This window comes from Pseudoalteromonas luteoviolacea, from assembly GCF_021654285.1.
GTDB classification, from domain to species: domain Bacteria; phylum Pseudomonadota; class Gammaproteobacteria; order Enterobacterales; family Alteromonadaceae; genus Pseudoalteromonas; species Pseudoalteromonas luteoviolacea_J.
The window spans coordinates 278,391-302,250 of record NZ_JAKFZS010000002.1 but is presented as its reverse complement, the minus strand read 5'-3'; the positions used below and the strand labels follow the sequence as shown (position 1 = coordinate 302,250).

Here is a 23,860-nt window from a genome sequence, read left to right as displayed (position 1 = left end):
TTGAGCGGGCACACCCGCTCACACAGCCTTCAAGCCCAAGAAACCTGCCTTATCCACGTCTGCATTTTTGGAAACCCTTGCTCTTTGCAGCTCATCTGATAAGCACCTAATAGCGGATGACCGATACCTCCACCTTGTTCAAACGCACTAATTAAGTTTTGGCTATTGCCTCTGTATCCCGCGTCATGAAATACAACATCAAGAGAAAATCCGAGATGTTTTGCAGCCGCGACTGACCATGCTGTCGCCGCCATTTCTTCCCCCATCATTTGCTGTTTTGGGCGTTGATGCTCTAATCCGGTTTTATAAATATCACCATCTAAAAGGTGTCGCTCTTTTGGTTCGCATACGGCGTAATGCCCAGCTTCATGCAATATATCACCAGGGTAAATCAGTTTATCCATGTCTATTTCTAACACCCCTTGGTTATGTCTAAGCCCCGGTAAGAAAGTCTTTTTCGCAAAGCTCACTACTTTATATGGCAAACCAATTTCGTCTAAAAAGCCCAAAACTTGTTTTATCTGTTGTGCGCGATCCATCACACTCTCCCTTCATTGTGCATACGCTCGTGCACAGCATTTACATTTTTAAATAAAAAGCACGGCACAAATGTGTATATTCTGCACTGTATTGATTATTGCCATCATAAATACACAAAGACTCTGCCACCAATGCCTGCTCCACTTTGGATAATTCAAACATGATCCGTGACACAGGTTTAGATGGCGTCGTTTTCACCTCGCATTGACGAATCAAAAATAACCCTTGTGATTGCGCTTGCTCAATAAACCTATGTGCACCGTCTACAGGTAGTATAATGGCTAGCCTGCCACATTCAGAGCACAGGCGCAAAAACGATGAAATTAAATCTGCAAAGCTCAAACTATCTGTATGCCTTGCTAAATTTCGCTGTGCATTTTCCCCTTTTAAGCTTGCTTGAAAATATGGTGGATTGCTAAATATCAAATCAAACTTGTCCGGCGACTCAAATTCTTGAACAGCAATGCGATGTAATCGAATATCCGGCCAAGGCGAGCGGGCAATATTATGACTTGCATCTTTACTTGCCTGCTCATCTATTTCAATCGCCGATAGCGTTAAATCTGGAAACCGCTGTTTTGCCATTAAACTCAACAACCCCGTCCCTGCACCTATATCAAGTACATTTTTCGCATTATCGAGCGATAACCACGCGCCAAACATGATCCCATCCGTTGAAACCTTCATTGCGGCATGGTTTTGGTCAATTTTAAATTGTTTAAATGCAAAGCTTGCCATATTGCACCTTTTAGAAAACGCCAAGCACAAGTATAATTCCGCTATTGTCCTTTATTTGTGATGCATTATGCAATTTTCTGAATTTGACCTTGATGGCAAGGTACTCTCTGCCATAAAAAAAATTGGTTATACAACCGCCACCAGCATTCAACAACTGGCTATTCCTGAAGCGCTACTTGGGCGTGACATTCTTGCATCAGCGCCCACTGGCACAGGAAAAACAGCCGCTTTTCTTATTCCGGCAATTCAATACTTGCTGGATTTTCCAAGAAAAGACCCTGGGTTTGCACGTGTCTTAATTATGACACCCACCAGAGAGCTTGCCTATCAAGTACACGAACAGTGTCAGGCACTTGCTGAAAACACACATTTACGTATTGGTGTTGTCACAGGTGGTATCAACTATGGTAGCCACAAGGAAATCTTCGAAAAAAACAATGATATTCTGATAGCAACCCCTGGGCGCTTAATGGAATACTTGGAAACTGAAAACTTCCACGCTGACAACGTCGAGCTACTAGTACTCGATGAGGCCGACCGCATGCTAGACATGGGCTTCAAAAAAGAGATGCTACGTATCTGTGAAGAGGCTAAAAACCGCCGTCAGGGCTTCTTATTCTCCGCAACACTTGAAGGTGATAGCGTTGAGTTATTCGCAGAACGCATGCTCAATGACCCTGCATTATTAGAAGCAGAGCCATCGAGAAAAGAAAAAGGCAAAATCCACCAGTGGGCTCACCTTGCCGACGACTACACCCATAAATTAGCGTTGCTAACGCACTTACTAAAAAGCGAAGAAGTCGAAAAAGCCATTGTTTTTGTTAAAACTCGAGAGCGTCTAGAGCAGTTAATTGGTGAGCTGTATGCCAATGAAATCAAGACTACTTGGCTACGAGGTGAGATGCCGCAAGATAAACGCATGACAGCTATGGCGAGTTTTCATAGTGGCAGAACAAACATCCTAGTTGCAACGGACGTTGCTGCACGAGGCATCGATGTTCCCGATATAACGCATGTAATCAACTTTGATATGCCACGTACTGCAGATATTTATGTTCACCGTATTGGCCGTACAGGTCGTGCTGGTAAAAAAGGCACTGCTATCTCACTGGTTGAAGCACATGACGTTGAAATTTTAGGTAAGGTCGAGCGTTATACAGATCAAAAACTTAAACGTCGCGCCATTGAAGGACTAGAGCCGAAGCACAAAGAAGCGAAGGCACCGAAAAAGAAAAAAGACGCGGCAAAAATTAAAGCCAAGAAAAAAGCGGCTAAAACCAAGAGCAAAAAGAAAAAATAATCAAAAGCCCCTGTAGGGGCTTTTTTGTATCCCGCAGTTGCTGCTAATCTTAGTTTAACTTTGTGTTGTTAACATACAAAAGAATCGCGGATTTCATACTCCTGACGTGTTTAAACATCATACTTTAAGTAGACCAATATAAAATATAATCATCATGAATGAGCAGCAACGACAACAATTAGAAAGTCACTTGGCACATCTGAGGCTCGAAATCGATCCTATATTAGCAAAACAATACCCAAGCTTTGCGGGAAAAGCCTACCCTTTGGGACGTTGTAAAGAGATACGCAACGCCATACTTGATAAGCTGCATATGCAATTAGCACAAGAGAAGATACCTGAAGCAATAAAGCCACTTGCAGCCAAACTAAGTGGTGGCCAAGCACTTAAACCGGTTTGGGGAACGCTCAGAGATGAATATTTCCAGAATGCGATTTTAATTGATGATTGGTATATTGATGCCGCAAACGATACCGTGAATCCCAACAAACCACGCGTTGAAGTAGTAAAGCTCGCCAAAAGTGGTTTTAGCACTATTTCAAGCTTTGAGCAGTTTTGTGCGATTGCGCAAAACTACTGGCAGGTCACCTTGTATCAAAACGATCTCTTTCCTGCACTTGCGCCGTTTTTACCGCTTGTATGCGTCAATCAACAAGGTGCTTGTTGGTTAGGTGCAGCCAATGATGACATGATCTCATTGGCCAGAAAGTCAGAATTCAGATTGAGCGAGCGTATTATCTCTACACTGCCAAATACCCCACAGCACATTAAAACTGCTTGGTACACTCAATATGGCCATCTCACTGACCATTTATTGCAGCGGACAGAAGTAAACCCCAAAACATTTTGCCAGTCATATCGAGCGCAACATAAAGACTCGGATTTACTATTCCGTGATGCTGTCGTTAAAGCTTACTTACAACTGGCGAAGGGGGTGAGTATTGCTTAAACCAAGCAGAGGCCAACAACGCAAGTACGACGATTGGAATTGACCATATGTTCAGTGCTTGCCAGCCAATTTTACTTTCAAGCCAACCTGCAAAAAGTGATGAAAGCACCACCATACTAAATACAAAAAATTCATTTGCCGCTTGTGTTTTTGCGCGCTCGTGAGGCTGATATGTCTCGCTCACTAATGAAGTCGCACTGATAAACATAAAGTTCCAGCCCACTCCCAGCATAAACAGCGCAATTAAGAAATGCCAATGGCTCACTCCCAGCAAATTAATGACTGAACAAGCCAACATCAAAATACAACCGACAATGATCATCACCACGGGGCTAGATTTTTCTATCAATTTGCCAGTAAAAAAAGAAGGTAGAAACATGCCAAGCACATGCCATTCAATGACTAAAGCCGACTGCGCCAAATCAAAACCGTGGCGATGCATTGCCAATGGGGTTGCCGTCATCAATAAGTTCATAACTGAATAGCTGATCATGCCAATAAATGCGGCAATCATAAATTGCGGCTGAGCAATTATCCCTTTAATGGGTCTTTGTTGAAGCTGGCTTTGTTGGCCTGAAACTTCATTGAACGTGACCAATTGTAATAAAGTCAGAGCGAGCAAATACACACAGGTCAATGCCAAAAATGAATTTGCAAAATTAATTTCAGGCAAGTAGTTATTCACCCATACTGCCAAATTCGGCCCAAGCACAGCTGCGATAACGCCACTGGCCATGATCATCGAAATCGCACGCGCGGGTTTGTCACTGACTTCTATGGCCGCAAAACGATACAAAGTTGCGAAACCGATCCCTATACCAATTAAAAATGTGGCTAAACAAAACAAATAAAACTGACTATTTATCAGTGCCAAATAGCCCAATATCGCACCTGAAGTACCAACCATATTGCCTATGCTAAAGCCTAACTTTCGGCCTGTTTTCACCATCACCAATGAAGCAGGTACAGTTGCCAGCAATAATCCAAGCATTTGAGTCGCGATCGGCAGGGTGATTAAGGTGTCATTGGCACTTAACTTCTGGCCAACCAAAGCGCTAATGGTGACCAATAAAATATTTCCCGTGGTCATCAATCCTTGGCAGCATGCCAATAAAAAGACATTTTTATTCAATGCTCAGTGTCCTTACTTTAAATAAAATAATGGCAGGGTTCAGCTCATACTGGACAGTAAAATCGAAATGAAAGCAAGAAAATTAACAAATAAGTCTGAGGCTTACAATAAATAATACCTCATCACAACTTGATTGCGCGATGAGATATTATTTATTCACGAACTGCGTTATTTTTCAGTACCTCATAAAGCTAAGCACTATCTAGGCTTGTTCTTCACGCAAAAATACTGGCTCGTTCGCTTTTTTAGTTGCTTCTTCGCTAAAATAGTATCCCGCCACATCAAATGCTTTCAGTGATTCAATGTCTTTGACACTATGCTCCATAATATATCTGGCCATCATGCCACGGGCTTTTTTCGCATAGAAGCTGATCACCTTATATTGACCATTCTTACAGTCCTTAAATATTGGCGTTATAATTTCACCATTAAGCGCTTTTTTATCTACCGCCTTAAAATATTCATTAGAGGCCAAATTGATAAGTTGGCTAGAGCCTGACTCTGATAACGCTTCATTAAGCTTCTCAGCAATCACCGTACCCCAAAACTCATATAAGTTTTTACCACGCGTGTTCGCCAATTTTGTGCCCATTTCCAAGCGATAAGCTTGCATCAAATCAAGTGGTTTTAATACCCCATAAAGGCCAGACAAGATCCGCAAATGCTGCTGTGTATAATCAATGACCTCTTCTGGTAATGTGGTCGCATCAAGACCTGTATACACATCGCCGTTAAAAGCAAAAATCGCCTGTTTAGCATTCTCCAAAGTGAACGGCTGCGACCAATCAGCAAATCTCGCCGCATTTAAACCAGCCAGTTTATCGCTGATTTTCATCAAACTACCGATTTCTTGAGGACTTAAGTCACGACAGACTGAAATTAATGCTTCAGAATGCGTCAATAACTCAGGTAGGGTGTGGCGCTTTGTTGGCGCACTAGAGTCGTAATCGAGATTTTTTGCAGGTGAAATAACCGTGATCATTGATAGCCTATTGACTTAAATATTGATTAATGTCAATTTCAACACTATCCACAGTTGATCGCAAGCGTAAAATCTTTCGCTCTTAGTTGTTCACACAAATAACCGCAAGGTAAGACCGCACCTTTACTGTGGGTATACATCACTCACCTAATCATAACAATAACCAAACAGGCTAAGGCAAGCCATATGATAATCAATCATAAGGACATTTGACCTATAAAAGCTGATCACGGTATTGCAACATAAGGTGTGTAATTTATTTAAGCTGCAAAAATTAGGAATGAGGACAGCATGACTTCAGCATTAGATAGGCTAAAACAGCATTCATCGATCGTTGCCGATACAGGTGACATCGAAGCGATCCGTAAACATCAACCGGAAGACGCAACAACAAACCCTTCTCTTTTATTAAAAGCGGCGCAGACGCCTGCCTATCAGCCGTTTCTAAAACAAGCTTTAGATTACGCAAAATCGCAAGAGCAAGATGAGCAAAAACAAATCGAACTCGCTTGTGATTATTTCGCGGTTTTAATCGGTAAAGAAATTGCTAACATCGTACCGGGCTATATCTCTACAGAGGTAGATGCACGTTTATCATTTGATACTCAGGCGACTATTGCAAAAGCAGAGCAGCTACTTGCGCTTTATGCTGAGCAAGGTGTCAGCAAAGATAAGATCTTAATCAAAATCGCATCGACTTGGGAAGGTATCAAAGCTGCGGAAGCACTTGAAAAGCAAGGTGTAAAATGTAATCTAACGCTGCTGTTCAGCCAAGCACAAGCGCGCGCATGTGCAGATGCAAACGTATTTTTAATTTCGCCTTTTGTTGGTCGTATCCTTGACTGGCATGTAGCAAACGGTGTCGATAAGCCAACTGATCCGCTAGACGATCCAGGTGTTCAGTCTGTTCGTACTATTTACGATTTCTACAAGCGTCATGGCTACAAAACAGTGGTTATGGGTGCAAGTTTCCGTAACACAGGGGAAATCGTTGCACTGACGGGTTGTGATAAGCTGACTATTAGCCCTGCGCTACTAGAAGAACTAGGCGAATTACCGGCAACTGAAGATTACCTGCTAGAAAACGCACAAGCGTCTGCAGACAAGCCTGCGCCGCTTACAGAGAGCGAATTCCGCTGGTTACATAACCAAGATGCAATGGCAACAGAAAAGCTTGCTGAAGGCATCAGAGCGTTCGCTCACGCACAAGAAATCTTAGAGTCTGAAGTTAAGTCGCTTTAAGATTAATTGTTCGAAAAGCTGAGAAAAGTTCGCTCAGCTTTTCATATCCTCAACAAAACCCCAGCTCGGTTTATATTTCTTTACAGTTGTTTTAAGCAACGATTTTAAACAACACTTCCCCACCCAAACTATAAAACCTTCACCAGCAGCTAACGTACCTGAGTACTGTGATTCCCCTGAATAGAAACTATTGTATTTCAAGATAATATAGTTCAAAAATCCAACTCATTTAGCTACTCGATGTGCAATCCCTATTAAGTTCGACATGTTTTTTCTCAAACATACAGATTCTTTGTTTGTCATCAAACTGTCACTTTGTTTTCACTTTAAAGACATATTTGTGTTTTATTTTTCTACTGTCTGTGGTATACCAGCATTACTCAAGTGTGTTTTTCATGCAAATGGGGTAATGCTTAAGCACATGTTTTGAGGTTAGTACATCAATAGGAGATATTCATGGATAGCCTAGACGATATGATTGAAGTTGTAGAAAGTCCAGAACCGAAAAAAAGAGCCTCTTCGAAGGGGAAAAAAAGAAAATGGCGTGAAATTGAAGCGCTAAAAGACCGACAGCGCCTTCGTAAGGAATTGGAAGAACTAGACATATTCGCAGACAGTGTCGACTTAGACGAACTCGATTTTATATAGCAAAAAGGCTCTTTTATAGAGCCTTTTTGTTTGTCTGTACATACCCACTGACATGCTTGGCATGTCAGTCATCAGGTATCATATTTGCCAATCAATGGGAGATTTATCCATAGATTGTAGTAATGCGTTGGTCTTGGAGAAATGTTGGCAGCCAAAAAAGCCTCTGTGCGCAGACAGCGGTGAAGGATGTGGCGCATGCAAAACATGATGTCGTGATGTGTCAATTGATTTACCTTTCTTTTGCGCGTGTGCGCCCCAAAGTAAAAATATCACACCCTCGCAGTGCTCATTTACGGTATTTATCACCACATCGGTGAAACGCTCCCACCCTAGTTGTTTGTGAGAATGCGCCTGACCTTGCTCAACAGTCAGCACCGTATTTAACAGCAAAACACCTTGCTGAGCCCACGGCAATAAATAACCATGATCGGGCACTTCAAATCCCTCAATGTCGTTAGCCAGCTCTTTATACATATTTACCAAAGAGGGAGGCACCTTTACGCCAGGCAACACAGAAAAACACAAACCATGGGCTTGGTTAGGACCATGATACGGATCTTGACCTAATATCACGACCTTTATATCTTCAAGAGCTGTTTCATCTAGCGCTGCAAAGACCTGTTCATCCGGCGGGAACACGGTCACGCCTTCACTGCGTCTTTGCGCAACATGTGCTAAAGTTTCCTGCAAATAAGGCTGTTGCTTTTGCGCTTCAATAAGCGATTGCCACGATATCATAGTCGCTTTCCATAATATTTTCTTGAAGCATGGAGTTTATCACACATATCTTGCACTCCCTCAAGCATACGCGTACTAAAGCGATGCAATAAGTCAGCGTCAACTTCGATATATTGCCCATGCTTTACTGCTGGTATCTCCGTCCACTTTTTCCATTGTACTTGCTGTGGTTGCTTTGAGGCTTTCTCATTTGGAATAATGATCACTTGAGGGTGCTTAGCAATCACATTCTCAAGGCTTATCTGCGGATATTCAGTGGCAGCCTCAGCAAAGACATTGCGTACACCGCACATATTGAGTGTCTGATGTATCCAAGTTTTACCATTGGTCGTCATCAGTGGGGAAGGCCAAAGTTGATAAAATACATCCAGAGACTCTTTGCCTTGAAACTGCTTAATTATTTGCTGATAGCGTTGATTAAACTTATCAGCAAGCTGCTCTGCCTGCGCTTTATGTCCGGTGAGCTCACCTAGTTTGATTAATTCTGTCGGTACTTGGCGTATGTCTTTAGACACACTGTATGCAATCGGAATACCCAGTGATTTTAACTTTTCAATATCCGCTTCTTTGTTACCATTTTTCCAAACAATGACCAGATCAGGCGCCAGCGCAAGTACTTTTTCTAGTTGGATCCCATGGTATCCGCCAATTCGAGGGATGCGATTGGCAGCTTCTGGATAATCCGCATATTCCACAGTACCTACAATTTTATCACCTGCCCCAATCGCATATAGATTTTCAACGATATGCGGTGCCAATGCGATGATCCGACTGGGCTGCTTGTGCTCCTGTGCGAAACTACTTGCAGACAATAGCAAACCCAGAAGCAGCCACCAAACATGCATGGCCATTAGTAATCAAACCCTTTTTGTGCCTGAATACCAGCTTCAAAAGCGTGTTTTACATTTCTCACTTCACTGACTGTGTCTGCAAGCTCAGTAAGCCTGCGGTGCGCACCGCGACCTGTGATGATCACTGATTGCATTTTCGGTCGATTACTGAGCGCTTCAATCACCTCATCAAGGTCTAGATAATCGTAACTCACCATGTAAGTCAGCTCATCTAATAAAACCAAGTCAATCTTCTCATCTTGTAGCCATGCTTTTGCATGCTGCCACGTTGCTTGTGCAGCTTGCGTGTCGCTTTCTCTATCTTGTGTTTCCCACGTAAAGCCCGTTTTCATTACCGCAAATGGGACACCCGCATTCTCTAATAGATTGCGCTCACCGCATTCCCATGTGCCTTTAATAAATTGCACCACTGCTGCATTCATACCATGGCCAACACACCGGGCAACAGTGCCAAAACCAGATGTTGATTTACCTTTACCATTGCCGGTGATCACCTGCAAAATACCCTGCTCAATGTTCGCTTCAGCGACCTTTTGGTCTACTTGCTCTTTTACTTTTTGCTGTCGCGCTTTGTGCTTATCTTGATTCTTATCCGTCATACTGGACTCCTATACCTTGAGTTCAAAAATCTTATCTATATCTAAATGCTGCTCACACATATCCGCTAATCTATCAAGCTGAGCTTCACGATGCTGCGCAAGATCAAAGCCATCAAAATCAAACTGCTCATCACATGCCCATTGTAAAATAGCACGGCTCGCAACAGGATTATCAAACAGGCCATGTAGGTAAGTACCCGCTATCAAATTATCATCAGAAATAAAGCCATCTTTTTGCATACCTAATGGATGTTCATCAAAAGTGAGAAATGGCTGCAATAGTGCCTCTCCGCGACTTTGACCACAGTGAATTTCATACCCAGAAATGGCAGCTGCTTTACCATTTAATAAGCAGTGCCCTGACACATTGGTTAGCTGCTTTTTTTCACCAAGCTCTGTAGTTAGTGCCGCCAAACCGAGTGCATTGGTACGAGCTTGAGTTGATTCTATATTCAATGGGTCTGTAATTTCTTGCCCGAGCATTTGCAAACCACCACAAATACCCAACACCTTGCCTTGATACCTGATGTGTCGATTGATTTCTTTATCCCAGCCTTCGCTGCGTAAAAAGGCTAAATCATTGATGACATTTTTACTGCCCGGAATAATGATCAGATCAACACTGCCAATTTTCTCACCATGACGCACATATCTTAAATCCACTTTTGCATTTAATCTCAAACTGTCAAAGTCGGTATGGTTGGAAATGTGAGGTAGCAGTAAAACAGCAACCCGTATCATTGCATCGTCGGTACGATTCTCGATGGTAATTGCGTCTTCTGCATCCAGTGCCAAATCATGTAAGTAAGGCAAAACACCTAATACGGGTTTACCAGTATAGTCCTCAAGCCAGTCTAAACCGGATTGCAGTAAACTAATATCGCCCCGAAATCGGTTGATCACAAACCCTTGCACTAAGGCCTGCTCCTGTTCACTCAACAACGCAAGCGTACCGACAAGGTGGGCAAATACACCGCCTTTATCAATATCGGCTATTATAATCACCGGGCATTCGACCTTACAGGCAAATCCCATATTGGCAATGTCATTTTCTCGAAGGTTAATTTCAGCAGGACTCCCTGCGCCCTCCACCATACAATATTGATATGTTTGTCCTAAGCGCTCATGGGACTCAATCACAGCCTGCATCGCGACCGCTTTATAATCATGATACTTGCCCGCTTCCATGTTGGTCAGTGCTTGGCCATGCACAATGACTTGCGCGCCCGTATCAGAATTGGGTTTGAGCAAGATCGGATTAAAATCAACACTGAGTGGCACCTTTGCTGCCATCGCTTGCAGCGCTTGTGCACGACCTATCTCTCCGCCACAGGGCGTCACGGCACTATTGAGTGCCATATTTTGTGGCTTAAACGGGGCAACTTTAAGGCCCTTTCGAGCCGCTACACGACAGAGGCCCGCAACTAACGTGCTCTTACCCGCATCGGAAGTGGTGCCTTGCACCATCAATGTCTTCATTTTTGTTCACTTTTTAAATTCAATGCCAAACCTGCCATGACAAAATCAACATGATCTGCCACAGCTGCAATGTGTTGATGCAGACGACCTGATTCATCTACAAATTGACGGCTCAGCGCCCCCATAGGCACGATACCATGGCCCACTTCGTTACTCACCAGTATGACCTTGCCTTTCGTACCTTGAAGTGCTTTGAGCAATTGAGATCTTTGTTTTTCGTATTCTGTGAACTCAACTTCACACAATCCATAGGTCAGCCATAATGTTAAGCAATCAACCAGCGCGCATTGGGACGGTGATAACGCGGTAATGATCTGGGCGATATCCCATGGACTCTCAATCACCCTCCAGCAAGAAAGCCTTGAGGCTCGATGGTGTGCAATGCGCTCAGCCATCTCCTCATCTTTACTTTGCGCAGTTGCCACATAGATAAGCTCTTTGACTGAGCCACTCTCCAACCAGCTTTGTGCTCTTTGTTCGGCAAGCGCGCTTTTCCCCGAGCGTGCACCACCCAAAATGAGTTCAACATGCTTAGTCATATAAGGCTTACAACCAAAAAGGTATAAATCATTAACTCTGAGATTTGCTGCGCTGCGCCCAAGCAATCCCCTGTGTAACCACCCAACTGCTTTTTAAACCAATATTGACACAAAAGACGGGTGAGCCATAAAGTGACGATTAAAGCAATCACTTGCCATAACGTAAGCACTGAGCAGACAGAAGCAATAGCTATAACGGCAATGCCTGTTAGGTATAAAATTGCACGACAGGCTAGCTGTAGGCTTTTTGCCACAGGCTTGACTTTACTCTGCGCATCTAACTGTACATAAGGCAACTTGCCAATCAAACTCGTCGCGTTTAGGCGGCTCAAAGACTGCGCCAACACAATCCCCCATAACAGAGCGAATAGGTTGCTGCTAAGTGTAAGCATCAAGTGAAATTTACTCAGCATTAAGATAAGCAGCGCTACACTACCATAGGTGCCCAGGCGACTGTCCTTCATGATGTCCAGCTTCTGCTGCTGACTCCAACCACCGCCAAAGCCATCCCACACATCTGCAAACCCATCTTCATGGAATGCGCCTGTGAGTAATAAGCTAGCACCGATAGTGAATAAAATTGCTACGCTCATAGGCAATACAAGCGACAAAGCCCACAGCAGGAATGCCATCACCAAGCCGATGCAAACACCCACACAGGCAAAGTATCGACTAGACTGATTTATATCGGTATCCGTCACAGACGCCGTTAATTTAATTGGGACCCGCGTTAAAAATATCACGGCCAATTTAAATAAAGACCACTGTGTCATATCAGCCAACCACTTGGGTTACTTGTGCTTGAGAAAAGCTTGCCATATCGTTATAAATGGCCAATGCACTTTGAATGATAGGCAGTGCTAACGCCGCACCGCTTCCTTCTCCCAAGCGCATATCTAACTGCAGTAATGGCTCTACATGTAGCCACTCTAGCATCTTCTTATGCCCTTGTTCGTTGGAACAATGCGCAAACACCATATATTGCTTCGCGTTTGGCGCCATCGAAATGGCCAACATAGCCGCAGCTGTCGCAATAAAACCATCCACTAAAATTGGCTTTTTCGCCTCAGCGACGGCGAGCATAGCACCAACCATATGGGCAATTTCAAATCCGCCAACGCTTTGTAAAATCTGTTTCGGGTCATTGCAGTCCAACTGATGAAGGTCTAGTGCCTGCTCTATCAGCCGTTGTTTTTTAGCAACAATATCTTGGCTTACGCCTGTGCCCTGTCCGACAGTCTCCTTCGGTGTCAAACTACAAAGCGCAGAAAAAATTGCGGCAGCAGACGTGGTGTTACCTATCCCCATTTCACCAAACGCAAATAAATTACAGCCCACGTCCAACTCTGCTGCAACAAGCTGCTTGGCATTATCAAAACCTTGCACTAACTGAGCCTCACTCATCGCCGGTTGCAAATGAAAAGGCGCAGTCGTTGCCCCAAGCCTGTTGTCAATCACATGACTGTTTTGAACAGACTTAAGAATACCGCAATCCACTATATTTAGACGCCAGCCCAGCTGACGGGCTAATACACAAATCGCAGCACCGCCATCAGCAAAATTAGCCACCATTTGACCTGTGACCTCACTCGGTGCAATAGAGATGCCTTCACTGGCAATGCCATGGTCACCTGCAAAAATACTGACTGATGGATTTTTAACGTTAAAAAGCTGCGCGGCCATTGTCTCTTTTGACATGCCTTGTGCGTAAATCAACACCAATTGCTTTGCCAGTGCCTCTAACTTACCCAATGAGCCTTGAGGTTTTGTTTTTAAATCCAGTTTTTGCTGTACAAAATCACTGTGTGTTAAATCTAAAGCAGGGATCATATGGGCCTCTGTTAAATGCTTGCCGCTCGCTTGCGAAACATAAGCAAAGATAAGAAAAAGACGCTACCTATGGCCGCAGTAATCACGCCAATAGGCAATTCTTGGTTTTCTATGATTATTCGGGCCAGCACATCCACCCACAGCATCAATAATCCACCGCTTAAAGCCGTGACTAACATGCCTAATACACGCGCTTGAGAGATAAAAAACCGCACTATGTGTGGGATCATTAAGCCAACAAAGCCGACTCCGCCACATGCTGCGACTAACACAGCTGTGATCAAAGAACTCACTAATAACATGCCCAAGCGCAACCTGTGTACATTAACGCCTAAAGTTACCGCACTTTCATCGCCCAATAGCAACGCATTTAGATGCCGTCTAAAACATACAACGGTCATCATTCCACTTAGTACCACAACAGCAGGCAACCACATCCACAGCCAATCAGCACGACTGAAGCTTCCTAAGCTCCAAAAGATAATGGCGGTAACCGCTTGGGGATCGCTCCAATATAAGAGCAAACTCGTAAATGCATTAAATAAGAAAGACAATGCGACACCCGCCAGCAACATATTTTCAATTTGCGCAGTGCCCTTATGATAGGCAATCAGCAACAACAGACACATGGCACACATACTGCCAAGTAAAGCGGCGCCGGACATGGCAAGTGCACTTTGCATTCCAAATAATGTTAATAGCAACACCACGCCAAAAGAGGCTCCTGAAGAGATACCAAATAGATAGGGGTCAGCAAGGGGGTTACGTGTGACTGTCTGTAAAATCAGCCCCGCTGTCGCAAGCCCAGCTCCAGCCAGAAATGCAAGTACGGTACGCGGTAACCTCAGCTCGATAACAATTTTTTGTGCTAACTGGGTGTTGTCGTATGACCATAAGGCCAACCAAACATCGTAAAAATCAACTTGCACTGCCCCGATACTTAGGGCGCACACAAAGCTAAATAAACATAAGAGTAACAATGCACTGCTTGCAGCTAACCTCATGCTCGTCCCCTCGATGATAACTCGCCATCGCCCGATAAGTGATACTGATAACGAATATGTGGGATGTCTTGCTCACTCACAGGACATGTTTGGAGAGTCACGTCGGCTTTGACACCAAAAACGTGTGCTAACATAGACTCACTCACCACCTCTTTAGGCGTGCCATGAATAACAAGCTCTCCATGATTTAAAACTAACATTGCGTCACAGAGGGCTGAGGCTAAATTTAAGTCATGAAAAGAGGCGAGCACAGTGATCCCTAATGATTTAGCTAGCGCCATAATTTCGATTTGGTACTTCACGTCCAAATGGCTGGTAGGCTCATCCATTAAGAGTAAACTTGGGCGCTGGACAATAGCTCTGGCTATCATCACCCGCTGTTTTTCCCCCCCTGATAGAGACTCATAGGATTGCTTTTGTTTATGTGTTAATCCGACCTTTAATAGCGCTTCTTGGATTGCCTGTTTGTCACGTAGTGACACGCTGGAAAATAAACTTTTATGCGGTGTGAGGCCCATGGCAACAACATCAAAAACAGCGAGATTAAATTGACTTGGGATCTCCTGGAGCACTGCAGCGACTTTTCGAGCATAACTTTGTCTGTCATACTCACTTACATCTTTACCATTAATACTGATAGTACCGGATGTTGGACTTTGAAAACGGTATAAACATCGTAGTAAAGAGGATTTTCCAGCCCCGTTAGGTCCGATGAGACCAACACACTGACCCTCTGCAACTGAAAAGCTGATATTGGATAAAATTGATTTATTATTGATAACTAGATGTAAGCTATCGACTGATATTGGTGTTGCCGCCATAATTCCTCTAGATGGGGCACACATCAAAATACCACTGAATCATAAATATGACTTGGTAAAATGACATGACCCAAGTGCGCCCGCTTAAGTCTTTATTCCAACCTTGGTATCTGGCTTTAAATGAGTAGTCATGCAATCATTTTTACAGTTGCGGGGACAGCTGAGGGTTCACACCTCATTCCCAAGTGATGTCGAAATAATTTTGTGTATTATGAAGTCTAGATGGCTAAAACACAACTTTAGGCCATGCACTCCCCTGTTCATCATAGAAAACTGAAACCTGAATGACCTTGCCATATCCAACTTCAAAGCAGTTTAAATGATTTACCGCGCCTTCAGGCAATGCAAGCCAGTGTGCCAGTAGCTGCTTCATAACCCCACCATGGGTTACAATAACGATTGTGTCATCACTGCTTTGAGATGTGAAAGTACGCCACCAAGCTTTAATACGTGAATTAAAACAGGCCATACTCTCACCTTGCGGCGGTGTTACTGACCAAGGGTTTTGCCAAAAGTCGCCAACACTCGGGGAGCGAGTATGCTGCCAAAGCCACTCATAGCTTTTACCATCCCACTCGCCAAAATGCATTTCTTGTAGTGCATTGACGACTGTAAACTCTACATCCAGCTTTTCTGAAAATGCTTTTGCTACAACCTGACATCGCAGTCTTGGCGAGCTGAGCACACGTTTTGGCTTGGGTAAACTATGGAGTGTTTTGAGTAATTGGTTTTGACTTTGTTCAGTTAAAGGAGGATCGGTTTGCCCTAATAACTTACCGGATAATGTCGTTTCAGTATGACGAACAAAGTAAAGAGTTTGCAGCATATACTTGGAGATAATAAAAACGCAGGCTAGCCTGCGTTTTTATCTAATTATAGAATTTGGTTTTCGCGCCAAGATTGCTCTTTGGCTAAACGCTTTTTACGCTTATCACATGGGTCATCACAATCACAGATTTTATCGATACCCATTGAGCCTAAACCACCACAGCTACTTGCCATTGATTTTTTCTGAACGATTACACCCACAGCCATAGCTGCAGCGATCAAGATAAGTAACCCAAAGGTAAGAATAAATAGTGACATAGGCAAAGGCCCCTCAATAAACTAGCTTGGTCAAGTTCCAAGCAACTGACGGTGTATTGACAATATTATATATCTAAATCCGTCAAAGTTGAATGAATTTACCACACTAAAAGCAATGATATTTAACCGAATCCACTGATTACTTTTTTACATCTAAATACGGCTTAAACGCAGTGCTTGAGAATGTCTCTAGGCCAGCGTCTGTCTTACTGATCAAGTACACTGGTAGGTCATGCTCTTCTGCATAAGCTCTTGCTCGTTGCGTTCCCATCACGGTAAGCGCTGTTGCCAAGCCATCAGCTGTCATTGCTGAAGGATGTAACACCGTCACAGACACCAAGTCATGGCGCACAGGTCTGCCGGTACCCGGGTCAATTAGGTGTGTAAATACCTCGCCATCCATTTCGTAAAAAATACGATAGTCCCCTGACGTGGCAATGGCATTATTGCCCGGCTCTACAACTCGGTGAATTTGACGCTGTCCTGCCGGTGCATCTGGTTTTTCAATCGCTATTCGCCAAGGTGAATCATCTGGCTTATTACCAGAGATACGAAGTTCTCCGCCAATCTCTACCATATAATTAGATAAGCCTTTTTTCTCAATCAACTCTGCAACTTTGTCAATGCCGTAACCTTTCGCCGTCGCTGAAAAAGATAATTCAAGATGTGGCAGTGATTTCGCCAGCCCTTCATCTGTCAGCGCTAACTTATTTACACCGATATTTGCTTGCATGGCTTCAATGTCAGATTGCGAAGGTCTTTTGGTCGGTCTTTTATCTGGACCAAAGCCCCATAAATCAATCAGCGGTCCCATCGTCACATCTAAGGTTTTAGTCGACTCACCTAAGCGAATAGACTCTGCGATCACGGCACGAAAATCGCCACTAATCGGCATTACTGTATTAGCCTCAAGGCGATTAAAGCGATTGATTTCTGAGTCGGGAATGTAGGTAGACATGGATTGGTTAACTGCCACAAGCGCTTCATCCACTTCTTGCTTAAAACGCTGCGCTTCTAAGCTCACCGGACCAGGAAATACTTTAATGTTATAGGTAGTTCCCATGGTTTTGCCGTTAATTTCAACCGGCTTTTGTTGAGTTTGCTGTTGTCCACAAGCGGACAAAAAAAACATCAAAAAAATAACAGAGAATAAATAGCTGAGTTTTTGCATCTACTTTTTAGTCCTTAGAGCATATAAAAAAACCCCTAGGGAATGCCCTAGGGGTTTAATCTTATTAAATACGATTTATCATCATATCTAAGTTCCTAATTAACCACCGAAGTCATCAAGTAGGATGTTTTCGTCTTCAACACCTAGATCTTTCAGCATGTTGATAACAGCCGCGTTCATCATCGGTGGACCACACATGTAGAACTCACAATCTTCAGGCGCTTCATGGTCCTTCAGATAGTTTTCTAATAATACGTTGTGGATGAAGCCTGTATAACCTTCCCAGTTATCCTCTGGTTGAGGATCTGAAAGTGCTACATGCCACTGGAAGTTTTCGTTGTCAGCTGCTAGGCCGTCAAAGTCTTCTACGTAGAACATCTCACGCTTAGAACGTGCACCGTACCAGAAAGACATCTTACGGTCTGAGTTAAGACGCTTAAGCTGGTCGAAGATGTGTGAACGCATTGGTGCCATACCTGCACCACCACCAACGAATACCATTTCTGCATCAGTTTCTTTCGCGAAGAATTCACCGAATGGACCAGAGATAGTGACTTTATCACCTTCTTTTAGTGACCAGATGTACGATGACATCTTACCACAAGGTAGGCTTAGGTTATTTGGCGGCGGAGTCGCAATACGTACGTTAAGCATGATGATGCCAAACTCTTCTGGGTAGTTCGCCATTGAGTATGCACGGATTGTTTCGTCATCAACCTTAGACTCAAGGTTAAAGAAGCCGAAACGCTCCCAGTCGCCACGATACTCGTCAGGAATATCAAAGTCAGCGTATTTAACGTGGTGAGCTGGCGCTTCAATCTGGATATAACCACCTGCACGGAAAGGTACAACCTCACCTTCAGGGATACCAAGCTTAAGCTCTTTAATGAATGTCGCTTTGTTATCGTTTGAGATAACTGTACATTCCCACTTTTTAACACCGAAGATAGACTCTTCTACTTCGATTTCCATGTCAGTTTTAACTGCAACCTGACACGCTAGACGACAACCTTCACGTGCTTCACCTTTAGTAATGTGGTCAAGCTCAGTTGGAAGGATATCACCACCACCAGAATGAACATGTACGCGACACTGGCCACAAGAACCACCACCACCACATGCTGATGAAATGAAGATACCTGCATCAGCTAGTGAGCCTAGTAGCTTACCACCTGGTGCTGAAGTAATTGCTTTATCTGCATCGCCATTGATGCCGATTGTGATGTCACCGCTTGGTACAAGCTTCGATTTCGCTGCGATGATGACTAGCACCAAGATCACAACGATAGCGATGAACATACTTACACCTAATACAATAGTTTCCATCGTATAGTTTCCTCGCTAATTAAAGTGAAATACCAGAGAATGACAAGAAGCCAAAGCCCATAAGACCTACAGTGATAAAGGTAATACCTAAACCACGAAGACCGTCAGGGATATCAGCATACTTCATCTTCTCACGAAGACCTGCTAGCAATACAATTGCAAGCGCCCAACCCACACCAGAACCGACGCCGAATACGACTGATTCTGTTAGGTTGTAGTTACGCTCAACCATGAATGCTACCGCACCGAAAATCGCACAGTTTACTGTGATCAGTGGCAAGAAAATACCAAGTGCGTTGTATAGCGCTGGGAAAAACTTGTCCAAAGTCATTTCAAGGATCTGTACCAGTGCTGCAATTACACCGATGAAAGTCAAGAATTTCAAGAAGCTTAAGTCAGCCTCTGGGAAACCAAGCCACTCTAGTGCACCTGGTGCTAATACTGCGTGATAAACGATGTTGTTTACCGGTACAGCCACACCTAGTACGAAGATAACAGCAACACCAAGACCAAACGAGGTAGTTACTTTCTTAGATACCGCAAGGAATGTACACATACCTAAGAAGAAAGATAGCGCTAAGTTTTCAATGAAAACAGCTTTTACAAATAAGCTAAGATAATGTTCCATCTTTCTCCCCTTATGCCTTCGCTTCTACTTGGTCTTTCTTATAAGTACGAAGTACCCAAATGAAGAAACCAACTAAGAAGAATGAACTGAATGGCATAATTAATAGACCCATTGGCTGGTACCAACCACCGTCAGCAACAAGTGGAAGAATTTCAACACCAAATAGTGCACCTGCACCGAATAGTTCACGTACAAAACCAATTGTAATTAGAACTACTGAGTAACCAAGACCGTTACCGATACCGTCTAAGAAAGACATAAGCGGTGGCGACTTCATTGCATATGCTTCTGCACGACCCATTACGATACAGTTAGTAATGATCAGACCAACGAATACCGTTAGTTCTTTAGCCGTAGCATAGACAAATGCTTGAAGTGTTTGGTCAACAACGATTACCAATGATGCGATAATCGTCATTTGAACGATGATACGTACACTTGACGGAATGTGGTTACGGATCAACGAGATAAATAAGCTTGAGAACGCAGTTACCACAGTCAAAGCAAGTGACATGATAAGTGCATTTTTAAGGCTTGAAGTAACCGCTAGCGCAGAACAAATACCCAGTACTTGCAGAGCAATTGGGTTGTTTGCGAAGACTGGTCCTAACAAGACTTCCTTCATTTCTTTTGCATTAGCCATTAGTTCAATGCCCCTTCACGTACTTTCGCTAGGAATGGACCAAACGCTTTATCGCCTGTCCAGAACTTGAATGTGTTATCAACACCGTTCGAAGTTAGTGTTGCGCCAGATAGACCATCAACTTTGTGAATATCGTTGCCAGCTGTGCCTTTTACAATATCAACAGGTAGTTGCTTGCCTTCCCAAGTAGCTGTCCACTTAGGGTTCTGTATTTCACCACCAAGACCAGCGGTTTCGTTATGCTGATAGAAGTTGATAGCTTTAATCGTTTTCGTATCAAGCTCAAGTGCGATGAAACCATACATGATGCCCCAAAGACCGTAACCTTGCACAGGCAGGATCACAGACTCAACCTGACCGTTGCTGCCTTTAGCAAGGTATACAGGCGATTCGTGCGTCATACGAAGAACACCAGCAAGGTCATCTTCTTTTGGTACTGCGAAGCTGCGCTCTGCATCGAACTTAGTCATTGTGAAATCGAACGAGTTAGGATCTGTGTCAACAAACTCACCAGATTTTAAGTCAACAACGCGTGCATCGATAACTTGGCTGTACTTTTGTGAAACGTTCTCAACGTCTTTAAAACCAGCTGCTGCTAGAATGTTACGCTGAACGTCTTCAATTTTGTTTGCCTGTTGTAAAGGGCGCAATTGAACAGCCGCAAAAGATACGACGATTGCACACACTAAACATAAACCAACAACAACGCCTAACGTTTTGCCGATAGTTTCATTGTTACTAGACACGTGCCAATCTCCTCTTCACATTTGACTGCACTACAAGGTGGTCGAATAGCGGTGCGAATAGGTTAGCAAATAGGATTGCTAACATCATACCTTCTGGGTATGCCGGGTTAACAACACGGATAAGAACTACCATAACACCAATTAATGCACCGTATGCCCATTTACCTTTATCAGTGAAAGACGCAGAAACTGGGTCAGTCGCCATAAAGAACATACCAAATGCAAAACCACCAAGTACTAAGTGCCAATGCCAAGGCATAGCAAATGTCGCGTTCGTGTCAGAACCGATCATGTTCAGTAGCGTAGACATCACAACCATACCTAGGAATGTACCTAGTACGATGCGCCATGACGCGATACGAACATACATCAAGAACAAACCACCAATTGCAAGTGCTAGCGTTGACGTTTCACCCATTGAACCTTGGATAAAGCCGTAGAATGCATCCCACCACAACTGCATGTTGTTGTAATCTAATGAACCGATCGCTGCTTGACCTAGGTATGTAGCACCAGAGAATGAATCTACTGCTGTCCATACTGTGTCACCTGAGATATCACCTGGGTATGCGAAGAAAAGGAACGCACGACCAGCAAGTGCAGGGTTAAGGAAGTTACGGCCTGTACCACCGAATACTTCTTTAGCTACCACAACACCAAACGTGATACCTAGTGCAACTTGCCATAAAGGAATGGTTGCAGGCAGGATCAATGCAAATAATACTGAAGTTACGAAGAAACCTTCGTTTACTTCGTGCTTACGCACTGATGCGAATAATACTTCCCAGAAACCACCTACGATAAACACCGTACCATAAATAGGTAAGAAGAAGCACGCACCATAAAACATTTTCGCTGCCCAGCCAGAATCTGCTGTCAGCTCACCACCTAACGCTTGGAAAATACCAGCTTGCCAAGTAGATGCGATGTCAAAACCACTACCAATCGCTAATGCCGCTTGGTGACCGATGTTGAACATACCAAAGAACATAGCCGGGAACGTCGCCATCCATACCAAAATCATGATACGTTTCAGGTCGATGTTATCACGCACGTGCGTGCCGCCTTTGTTTACATAACCAGGAGTATAGAAAACCGTCGCGATAGCTTCATAAAGCGCATACCACTTCTCGTGTTTTCCACCTGGTTCAAAGTGAGGTTCAATGTCTTCTAAAAATTTCTTTAAGGCCATTTTTAACCTTCCTTCTCGATAGTAGTCAGGCAATCACGTAGGATTAAGCCAAAGTCATACTTGCCTGGACATACGAAGGTACACAATGCTAAATCTTCTTCGTCAAGCTCAAGCGCACCTAAAGAGATAGCGCTATCTAGATCGCCTGCGATCAGATCACGAAGTAATAGCGTTGGTAGGATATCCAGAGGCATAACACGCTCATAGTTGCCGATTGGCACCATTGCACGCTTAGAACCACCAGTAGACGTTGTAAACTTGAACAAACGGCTAGGTGCTAAGTGTGAAATGAATGTACGTGTCACAGAGAATTTTTTACTACCTGGCGCAATCCAACCAAATAGTTCTTTCTCACGACCTTCAAGAAGAACTGAAACCTGTACGTGGTAACGACCTAGGAAACCATGAGGGCCGGCTGCTGTTTTACCAGCTAACACAGAGCCAGAAATGACTCGGTTATCACCGTCTTCAAGTTCACCAGATACTAAATCTGTTAACGACGCACCAACTTGAGTTTTAACTAAACGAGGATTCTTTACGCGAGGACCTGCTAAAGAAACAACTCGATCAGTGTAGATCTCGCCAGTTAGGAACAGCTTACCAAACGCGATAACGTCCTGGTAACCTAAGTGCCAAACTTGCTTGTCTGCACCAACTGCATCTAGATGATGGATATGAGTACCCACTAAGCCTGCTGGGTGAACACCCGCGAACTCATGTACTTCTACTTGTGATAGCGAAGAGCTTGGTACTTTACTACCAGACTGCTTACACACAAATACTTTACCATCAGTTAGACGTGAAACCACAGCAAGACCCGCTTCAAACGCTTCAACGTTTTCAGCAATGATCACTGCAGGATCTGCGGCTAATGGGTTAGTATCTATGGCTGTCACGAAGATTGAGCTCGGCGTTGCACTTGGAACAGCAACACGGCTAAATGGACGTGCACGTAGCGCTGGCCACTGACCAGATTCAATAAGCACTTCTTTAACTTTCTCACGATCTAAGTTGCTTAAATCAGCAGCTGCGACCTTGTCGAAAGTGATTTGCTCATTGCCTTGCACTTCAATCACGACAGACTGAAGAACACGCTTAGCACCACGGTTGATTTCTTTAACTACACCAGAGGCTGGCGCAGTAAACTTGACGCCAGGATTCTTTTTGTCTTCAAAAAGAATTTGGCCTTTTTTGACTTGGTCATCCACACGAACATGCATGGTTGGACGCATACCAATAAACTCTTCACCAAGCACAGCTACGCGTTTGATGGCAGCGCCATCATGAATAGCTTGCTGTGGTGCGCCCTCTATGGGTAAGTCCAGACCTTTTTTTATGTTGATCATACGCACTTGCATTACATTAACGGAAAGAAATTGAAAAATCTTTAGTTATCACGGCCGCTATCTCATCGTGTTTTCAGTATCAAAGAACTCGCCTAATCAAAAGAGACTTGACAAAAGTCAAATCAACCAAAAACAAGCGTCGTGATATATAGTCCTCACATATTTCCGCAATTTTAACATTAATCGCCCTGACTATGCGAGTAGAATTATCAAATTAATACGACTTAACAATGGTTTTAGCTCAGTTCAGCTAATTGCGATTAATTCAATATAGACCAAAGTGGTATTGAATGAGAAAAAGATAGGTGTGTTTAGCGGGATAAATATATG

General features: G+C 43.7%; 26 protein-coding genes and 1 riboswitch. Of the genes, 4 read left to right on the top strand and 22 right to left on the bottom strand.

The annotated features are described in order from the left end of the window. Window positions 1-29 precede the first annotated feature (29 nt). Together L1077_RS02750 and L1077_RS02745 are read right to left on the bottom strand one after the other, a co-directional pair. Window positions 30-539: a hypothetical protein gene (locus L1077_RS02750; RefSeq protein ID WP_237135495.1), complete on the bottom strand. Its 510-nt coding sequence runs from the start codon at window positions 537-539 to the stop codon at window positions 30-32. A 40-nt stretch (window positions 540-579) separates the two neighbouring features. Continuing rightward, window positions 580-1,278 carry a tRNA1(Val) (adenine(37)-N6)-methyltransferase gene (locus tag L1077_RS02745; protein WP_237135494.1) on the bottom strand — a complete coding sequence of 233 codons (699 nt, stop codon included), beginning with the start codon at window positions 1,276-1,278 and terminating at the stop codon, window positions 580-582. A gap of 67 nt (window positions 1,279-1,345) precedes the next feature. On the opposite strand from L1077_RS02745, the gene srmB reads away from it, so the two are divergent. After that, window positions 1,346-2,578, top strand: coding sequence for an ATP-dependent RNA helicase SrmB (srmB, locus tag L1077_RS02740; protein ID WP_237135493.1), 1,233 nt, complete (start codon window positions 1,346-1,348; stop codon window positions 2,576-2,578). Between the two features lie 154 nt (window positions 2,579-2,732). Continuing rightward, window positions 2,733-3,527 carry a hypothetical protein gene (locus L1077_RS02735; RefSeq protein ID WP_237135492.1) on the top strand — a complete coding sequence of 265 codons (795 nt, stop codon included), beginning with the start codon at window positions 2,733-2,735 and terminating at the stop codon, window positions 3,525-3,527. Here the strand turns inward: L1077_RS02735 and L1077_RS02730 are convergent. Both L1077_RS02730 and yaaA read right to left on the bottom strand, forming a co-directional pair. Further along, a complete protein-coding gene (locus L1077_RS02730; protein ID WP_237135491.1) occupies window positions 3,484-4,659 on the bottom strand; it encodes an MFS transporter in 1,176 nt (391 codons plus the stop codon). The two genes, L1077_RS02735 and L1077_RS02730, sit on opposite strands and share 44 nt — an antisense overlap. A gap of 202 nt (window positions 4,660-4,861) precedes the next feature. Further along, entirely contained in the window at window positions 4,862-5,641 is a 780-nt protein-coding gene (gene yaaA / locus L1077_RS02725) for a peroxide stress protein YaaA (RefSeq protein ID WP_237135490.1), read from the bottom strand. Window positions 5,642-5,932: 291 nt separating this feature from the next. On the opposite strand from yaaA, the gene tal reads away from it, so the two are divergent. Together tal and L1077_RS02715 are read left to right on the top strand one after the other, a co-directional pair. Beyond that, window positions 5,933-6,883: a transaldolase gene (gene tal, locus L1077_RS02720; RefSeq protein WP_237135489.1), complete on the top strand. Its 951-nt coding sequence runs from the start codon at window positions 5,933-5,935 to the stop codon at window positions 6,881-6,883. Window positions 6,884-7,339: 456 nt separating this feature from the next. Next, on the top strand, window positions 7,340-7,531 hold the full coding sequence (locus tag L1077_RS02715; RefSeq protein WP_039611677.1) for a DUF3545 family protein: 192 nt from the start codon (window positions 7,340-7,342) through the stop codon (window positions 7,529-7,531). A gap of 78 nt (window positions 7,532-7,609) precedes the next feature. On the opposite strand, the gene ung is transcribed toward L1077_RS02715, so the two are convergent. From ung to L1077_RS02625, 18 genes are all read right to left on the bottom strand, one after another. Further along, window positions 7,610-8,269 carry a uracil-DNA glycosylase gene (gene ung / locus L1077_RS02710; RefSeq protein ID WP_237135488.1) on the bottom strand — a complete coding sequence of 220 codons (660 nt, stop codon included), beginning with the start codon at window positions 8,267-8,269 and terminating at the stop codon, window positions 7,610-7,612. Beyond that, window positions 8,266-9,120 (bottom strand): cobalamin-binding protein, encoded by an 855-nt coding sequence (locus L1077_RS02705; RefSeq protein ID WP_237135487.1) that lies wholly within the window; start codon window positions 9,118-9,120, stop codon window positions 8,266-8,268. The genes ung and L1077_RS02705 overlap by 4 nt, the downstream gene beginning before the upstream one ends. Continuing rightward, window positions 9,120-9,719, bottom strand: coding sequence for a cob(I)yrinic acid a,c-diamide adenosyltransferase (gene cobO / locus L1077_RS02700; RefSeq protein ID WP_237135486.1), 600 nt, complete (start codon window positions 9,717-9,719; stop codon window positions 9,120-9,122). The genes L1077_RS02705 and cobO overlap by 1 nt, the downstream gene beginning before the upstream one ends. A 9-nt stretch (window positions 9,720-9,728) precedes the next feature. After that, on the bottom strand, window positions 9,729-11,198 hold the full coding sequence (locus tag L1077_RS02695) for a cobyric acid synthase (RefSeq protein WP_237135485.1): 1,470 nt from the start codon (window positions 11,196-11,198) through the stop codon (window positions 9,729-9,731). Next, window positions 11,195-11,737, bottom strand: coding sequence for a bifunctional adenosylcobinamide kinase/adenosylcobinamide-phosphate guanylyltransferase (gene cobU / locus L1077_RS02690; protein WP_237135484.1), 543 nt, complete (start codon window positions 11,735-11,737; stop codon window positions 11,195-11,197). The genes L1077_RS02695 and cobU overlap by 4 nt, the downstream gene beginning before the upstream one ends. Further along, a complete protein-coding gene (locus L1077_RS02685) occupies window positions 11,734-12,510 on the bottom strand; it encodes an adenosylcobinamide-GDP ribazoletransferase (RefSeq protein ID WP_237135483.1) in 777 nt (258 codons plus the stop codon). The genes cobU and L1077_RS02685 overlap by 4 nt, the downstream gene beginning before the upstream one ends. Window position 12,511: 1 nt before the next feature. After that, the gene (cobT, locus tag L1077_RS02680; protein ID WP_237135482.1) at window positions 12,512-13,567 is read right to left on the bottom strand and encodes a nicotinate-nucleotide--dimethylbenzimidazole phosphoribosyltransferase; all 1,056 of its coding nucleotides are present in this window, start codon (window positions 13,565-13,567) and stop codon (window positions 12,512-12,514) included. A gap of 11 nt (window positions 13,568-13,578) precedes the next feature. Beyond that, window positions 13,579-14,571 (bottom strand): FecCD family ABC transporter permease, encoded by a 993-nt coding sequence (locus L1077_RS02675; protein WP_237135481.1) that lies wholly within the window; start codon window positions 14,569-14,571, stop codon window positions 13,579-13,581. Continuing rightward, window positions 14,568-15,392 carry an ABC transporter ATP-binding protein gene (locus L1077_RS02670; protein ID WP_237135480.1) on the bottom strand — a complete coding sequence of 275 codons (825 nt, stop codon included), beginning with the start codon at window positions 15,390-15,392 and terminating at the stop codon, window positions 14,568-14,570. Before L1077_RS02670 ends, L1077_RS02675 begins: the two co-directional genes overlap by 4 nt. 84 nt (window positions 15,393-15,476) lie before the next feature. Continuing rightward, window positions 15,477-15,601: riboswitch (cobalamin riboswitch) on the bottom strand. Window positions 15,602-15,618: 17 nt separating this feature from the next. Then, the gene (locus tag L1077_RS02665) at window positions 15,619-16,218 is read right to left on the bottom strand and encodes a histidine phosphatase family protein (RefSeq protein WP_237135479.1); all 600 of its coding nucleotides are present in this window, start codon (window positions 16,216-16,218) and stop codon (window positions 15,619-15,621) included. A gap of 47 nt (window positions 16,219-16,265) precedes the next feature. Continuing rightward, entirely contained in the window at window positions 16,266-16,478 is a 213-nt protein-coding gene (gene nqrM, locus L1077_RS02660) for a (Na+)-NQR maturation NqrM (RefSeq protein ID WP_039611686.1), read from the bottom strand. Between the two features lie 139 nt (window positions 16,479-16,617). Further along, the gene (locus L1077_RS02655) at window positions 16,618-17,649 is read right to left on the bottom strand and encodes an FAD:protein FMN transferase (protein WP_237135478.1); all 1,032 of its coding nucleotides are present in this window, start codon (window positions 17,647-17,649) and stop codon (window positions 16,618-16,620) included. Window positions 17,650-17,748: 99 nt separating this feature from the next. Then, window positions 17,749-18,975: an NADH:ubiquinone reductase (Na(+)-transporting) subunit F gene (nqrF, locus tag L1077_RS02650; RefSeq protein ID WP_046354406.1), complete on the bottom strand. Its 1,227-nt coding sequence runs from the start codon at window positions 18,973-18,975 to the stop codon at window positions 17,749-17,751. 19 nt (window positions 18,976-18,994) lie between these two features. Beyond that, window positions 18,995-19,603 (bottom strand): NADH:ubiquinone reductase (Na(+)-transporting) subunit E, encoded by a 609-nt coding sequence (gene nqrE / locus L1077_RS02645; RefSeq protein ID WP_039611689.1) that lies wholly within the window; start codon window positions 19,601-19,603, stop codon window positions 18,995-18,997. A gap of 10 nt (window positions 19,604-19,613) precedes the next feature. Then, a complete protein-coding gene (locus tag L1077_RS02640; protein ID WP_039611690.1) occupies window positions 19,614-20,246 on the bottom strand; it encodes an NADH:ubiquinone reductase (Na(+)-transporting) subunit D in 633 nt (210 codons plus the stop codon). Further along, window positions 20,246-20,992: a Na(+)-translocating NADH-quinone reductase subunit C gene (locus L1077_RS02635; protein WP_237135477.1), complete on the bottom strand. Its 747-nt coding sequence runs from the start codon at window positions 20,990-20,992 to the stop codon at window positions 20,246-20,248. Before L1077_RS02635 ends, L1077_RS02640 begins: the two co-directional genes overlap by 1 nt. Continuing rightward, window positions 20,985-22,184 carry an NADH:ubiquinone reductase (Na(+)-transporting) subunit B gene (locus tag L1077_RS02630; RefSeq protein WP_039611692.1) on the bottom strand — a complete coding sequence of 400 codons (1,200 nt, stop codon included), beginning with the start codon at window positions 22,182-22,184 and terminating at the stop codon, window positions 20,985-20,987. Before L1077_RS02630 ends, L1077_RS02635 begins: the two co-directional genes overlap by 8 nt. 2 nt (window positions 22,185-22,186) lie before the next feature. Beyond that, the gene (locus L1077_RS02625) at window positions 22,187-23,530 is read right to left on the bottom strand and encodes a Na(+)-translocating NADH-quinone reductase subunit A (protein ID WP_063360311.1); all 1,344 of its coding nucleotides are present in this window, start codon (window positions 23,528-23,530) and stop codon (window positions 22,187-22,189) included. Between the last annotated feature and the right edge of the window lie 330 nt (window positions 23,531-23,860).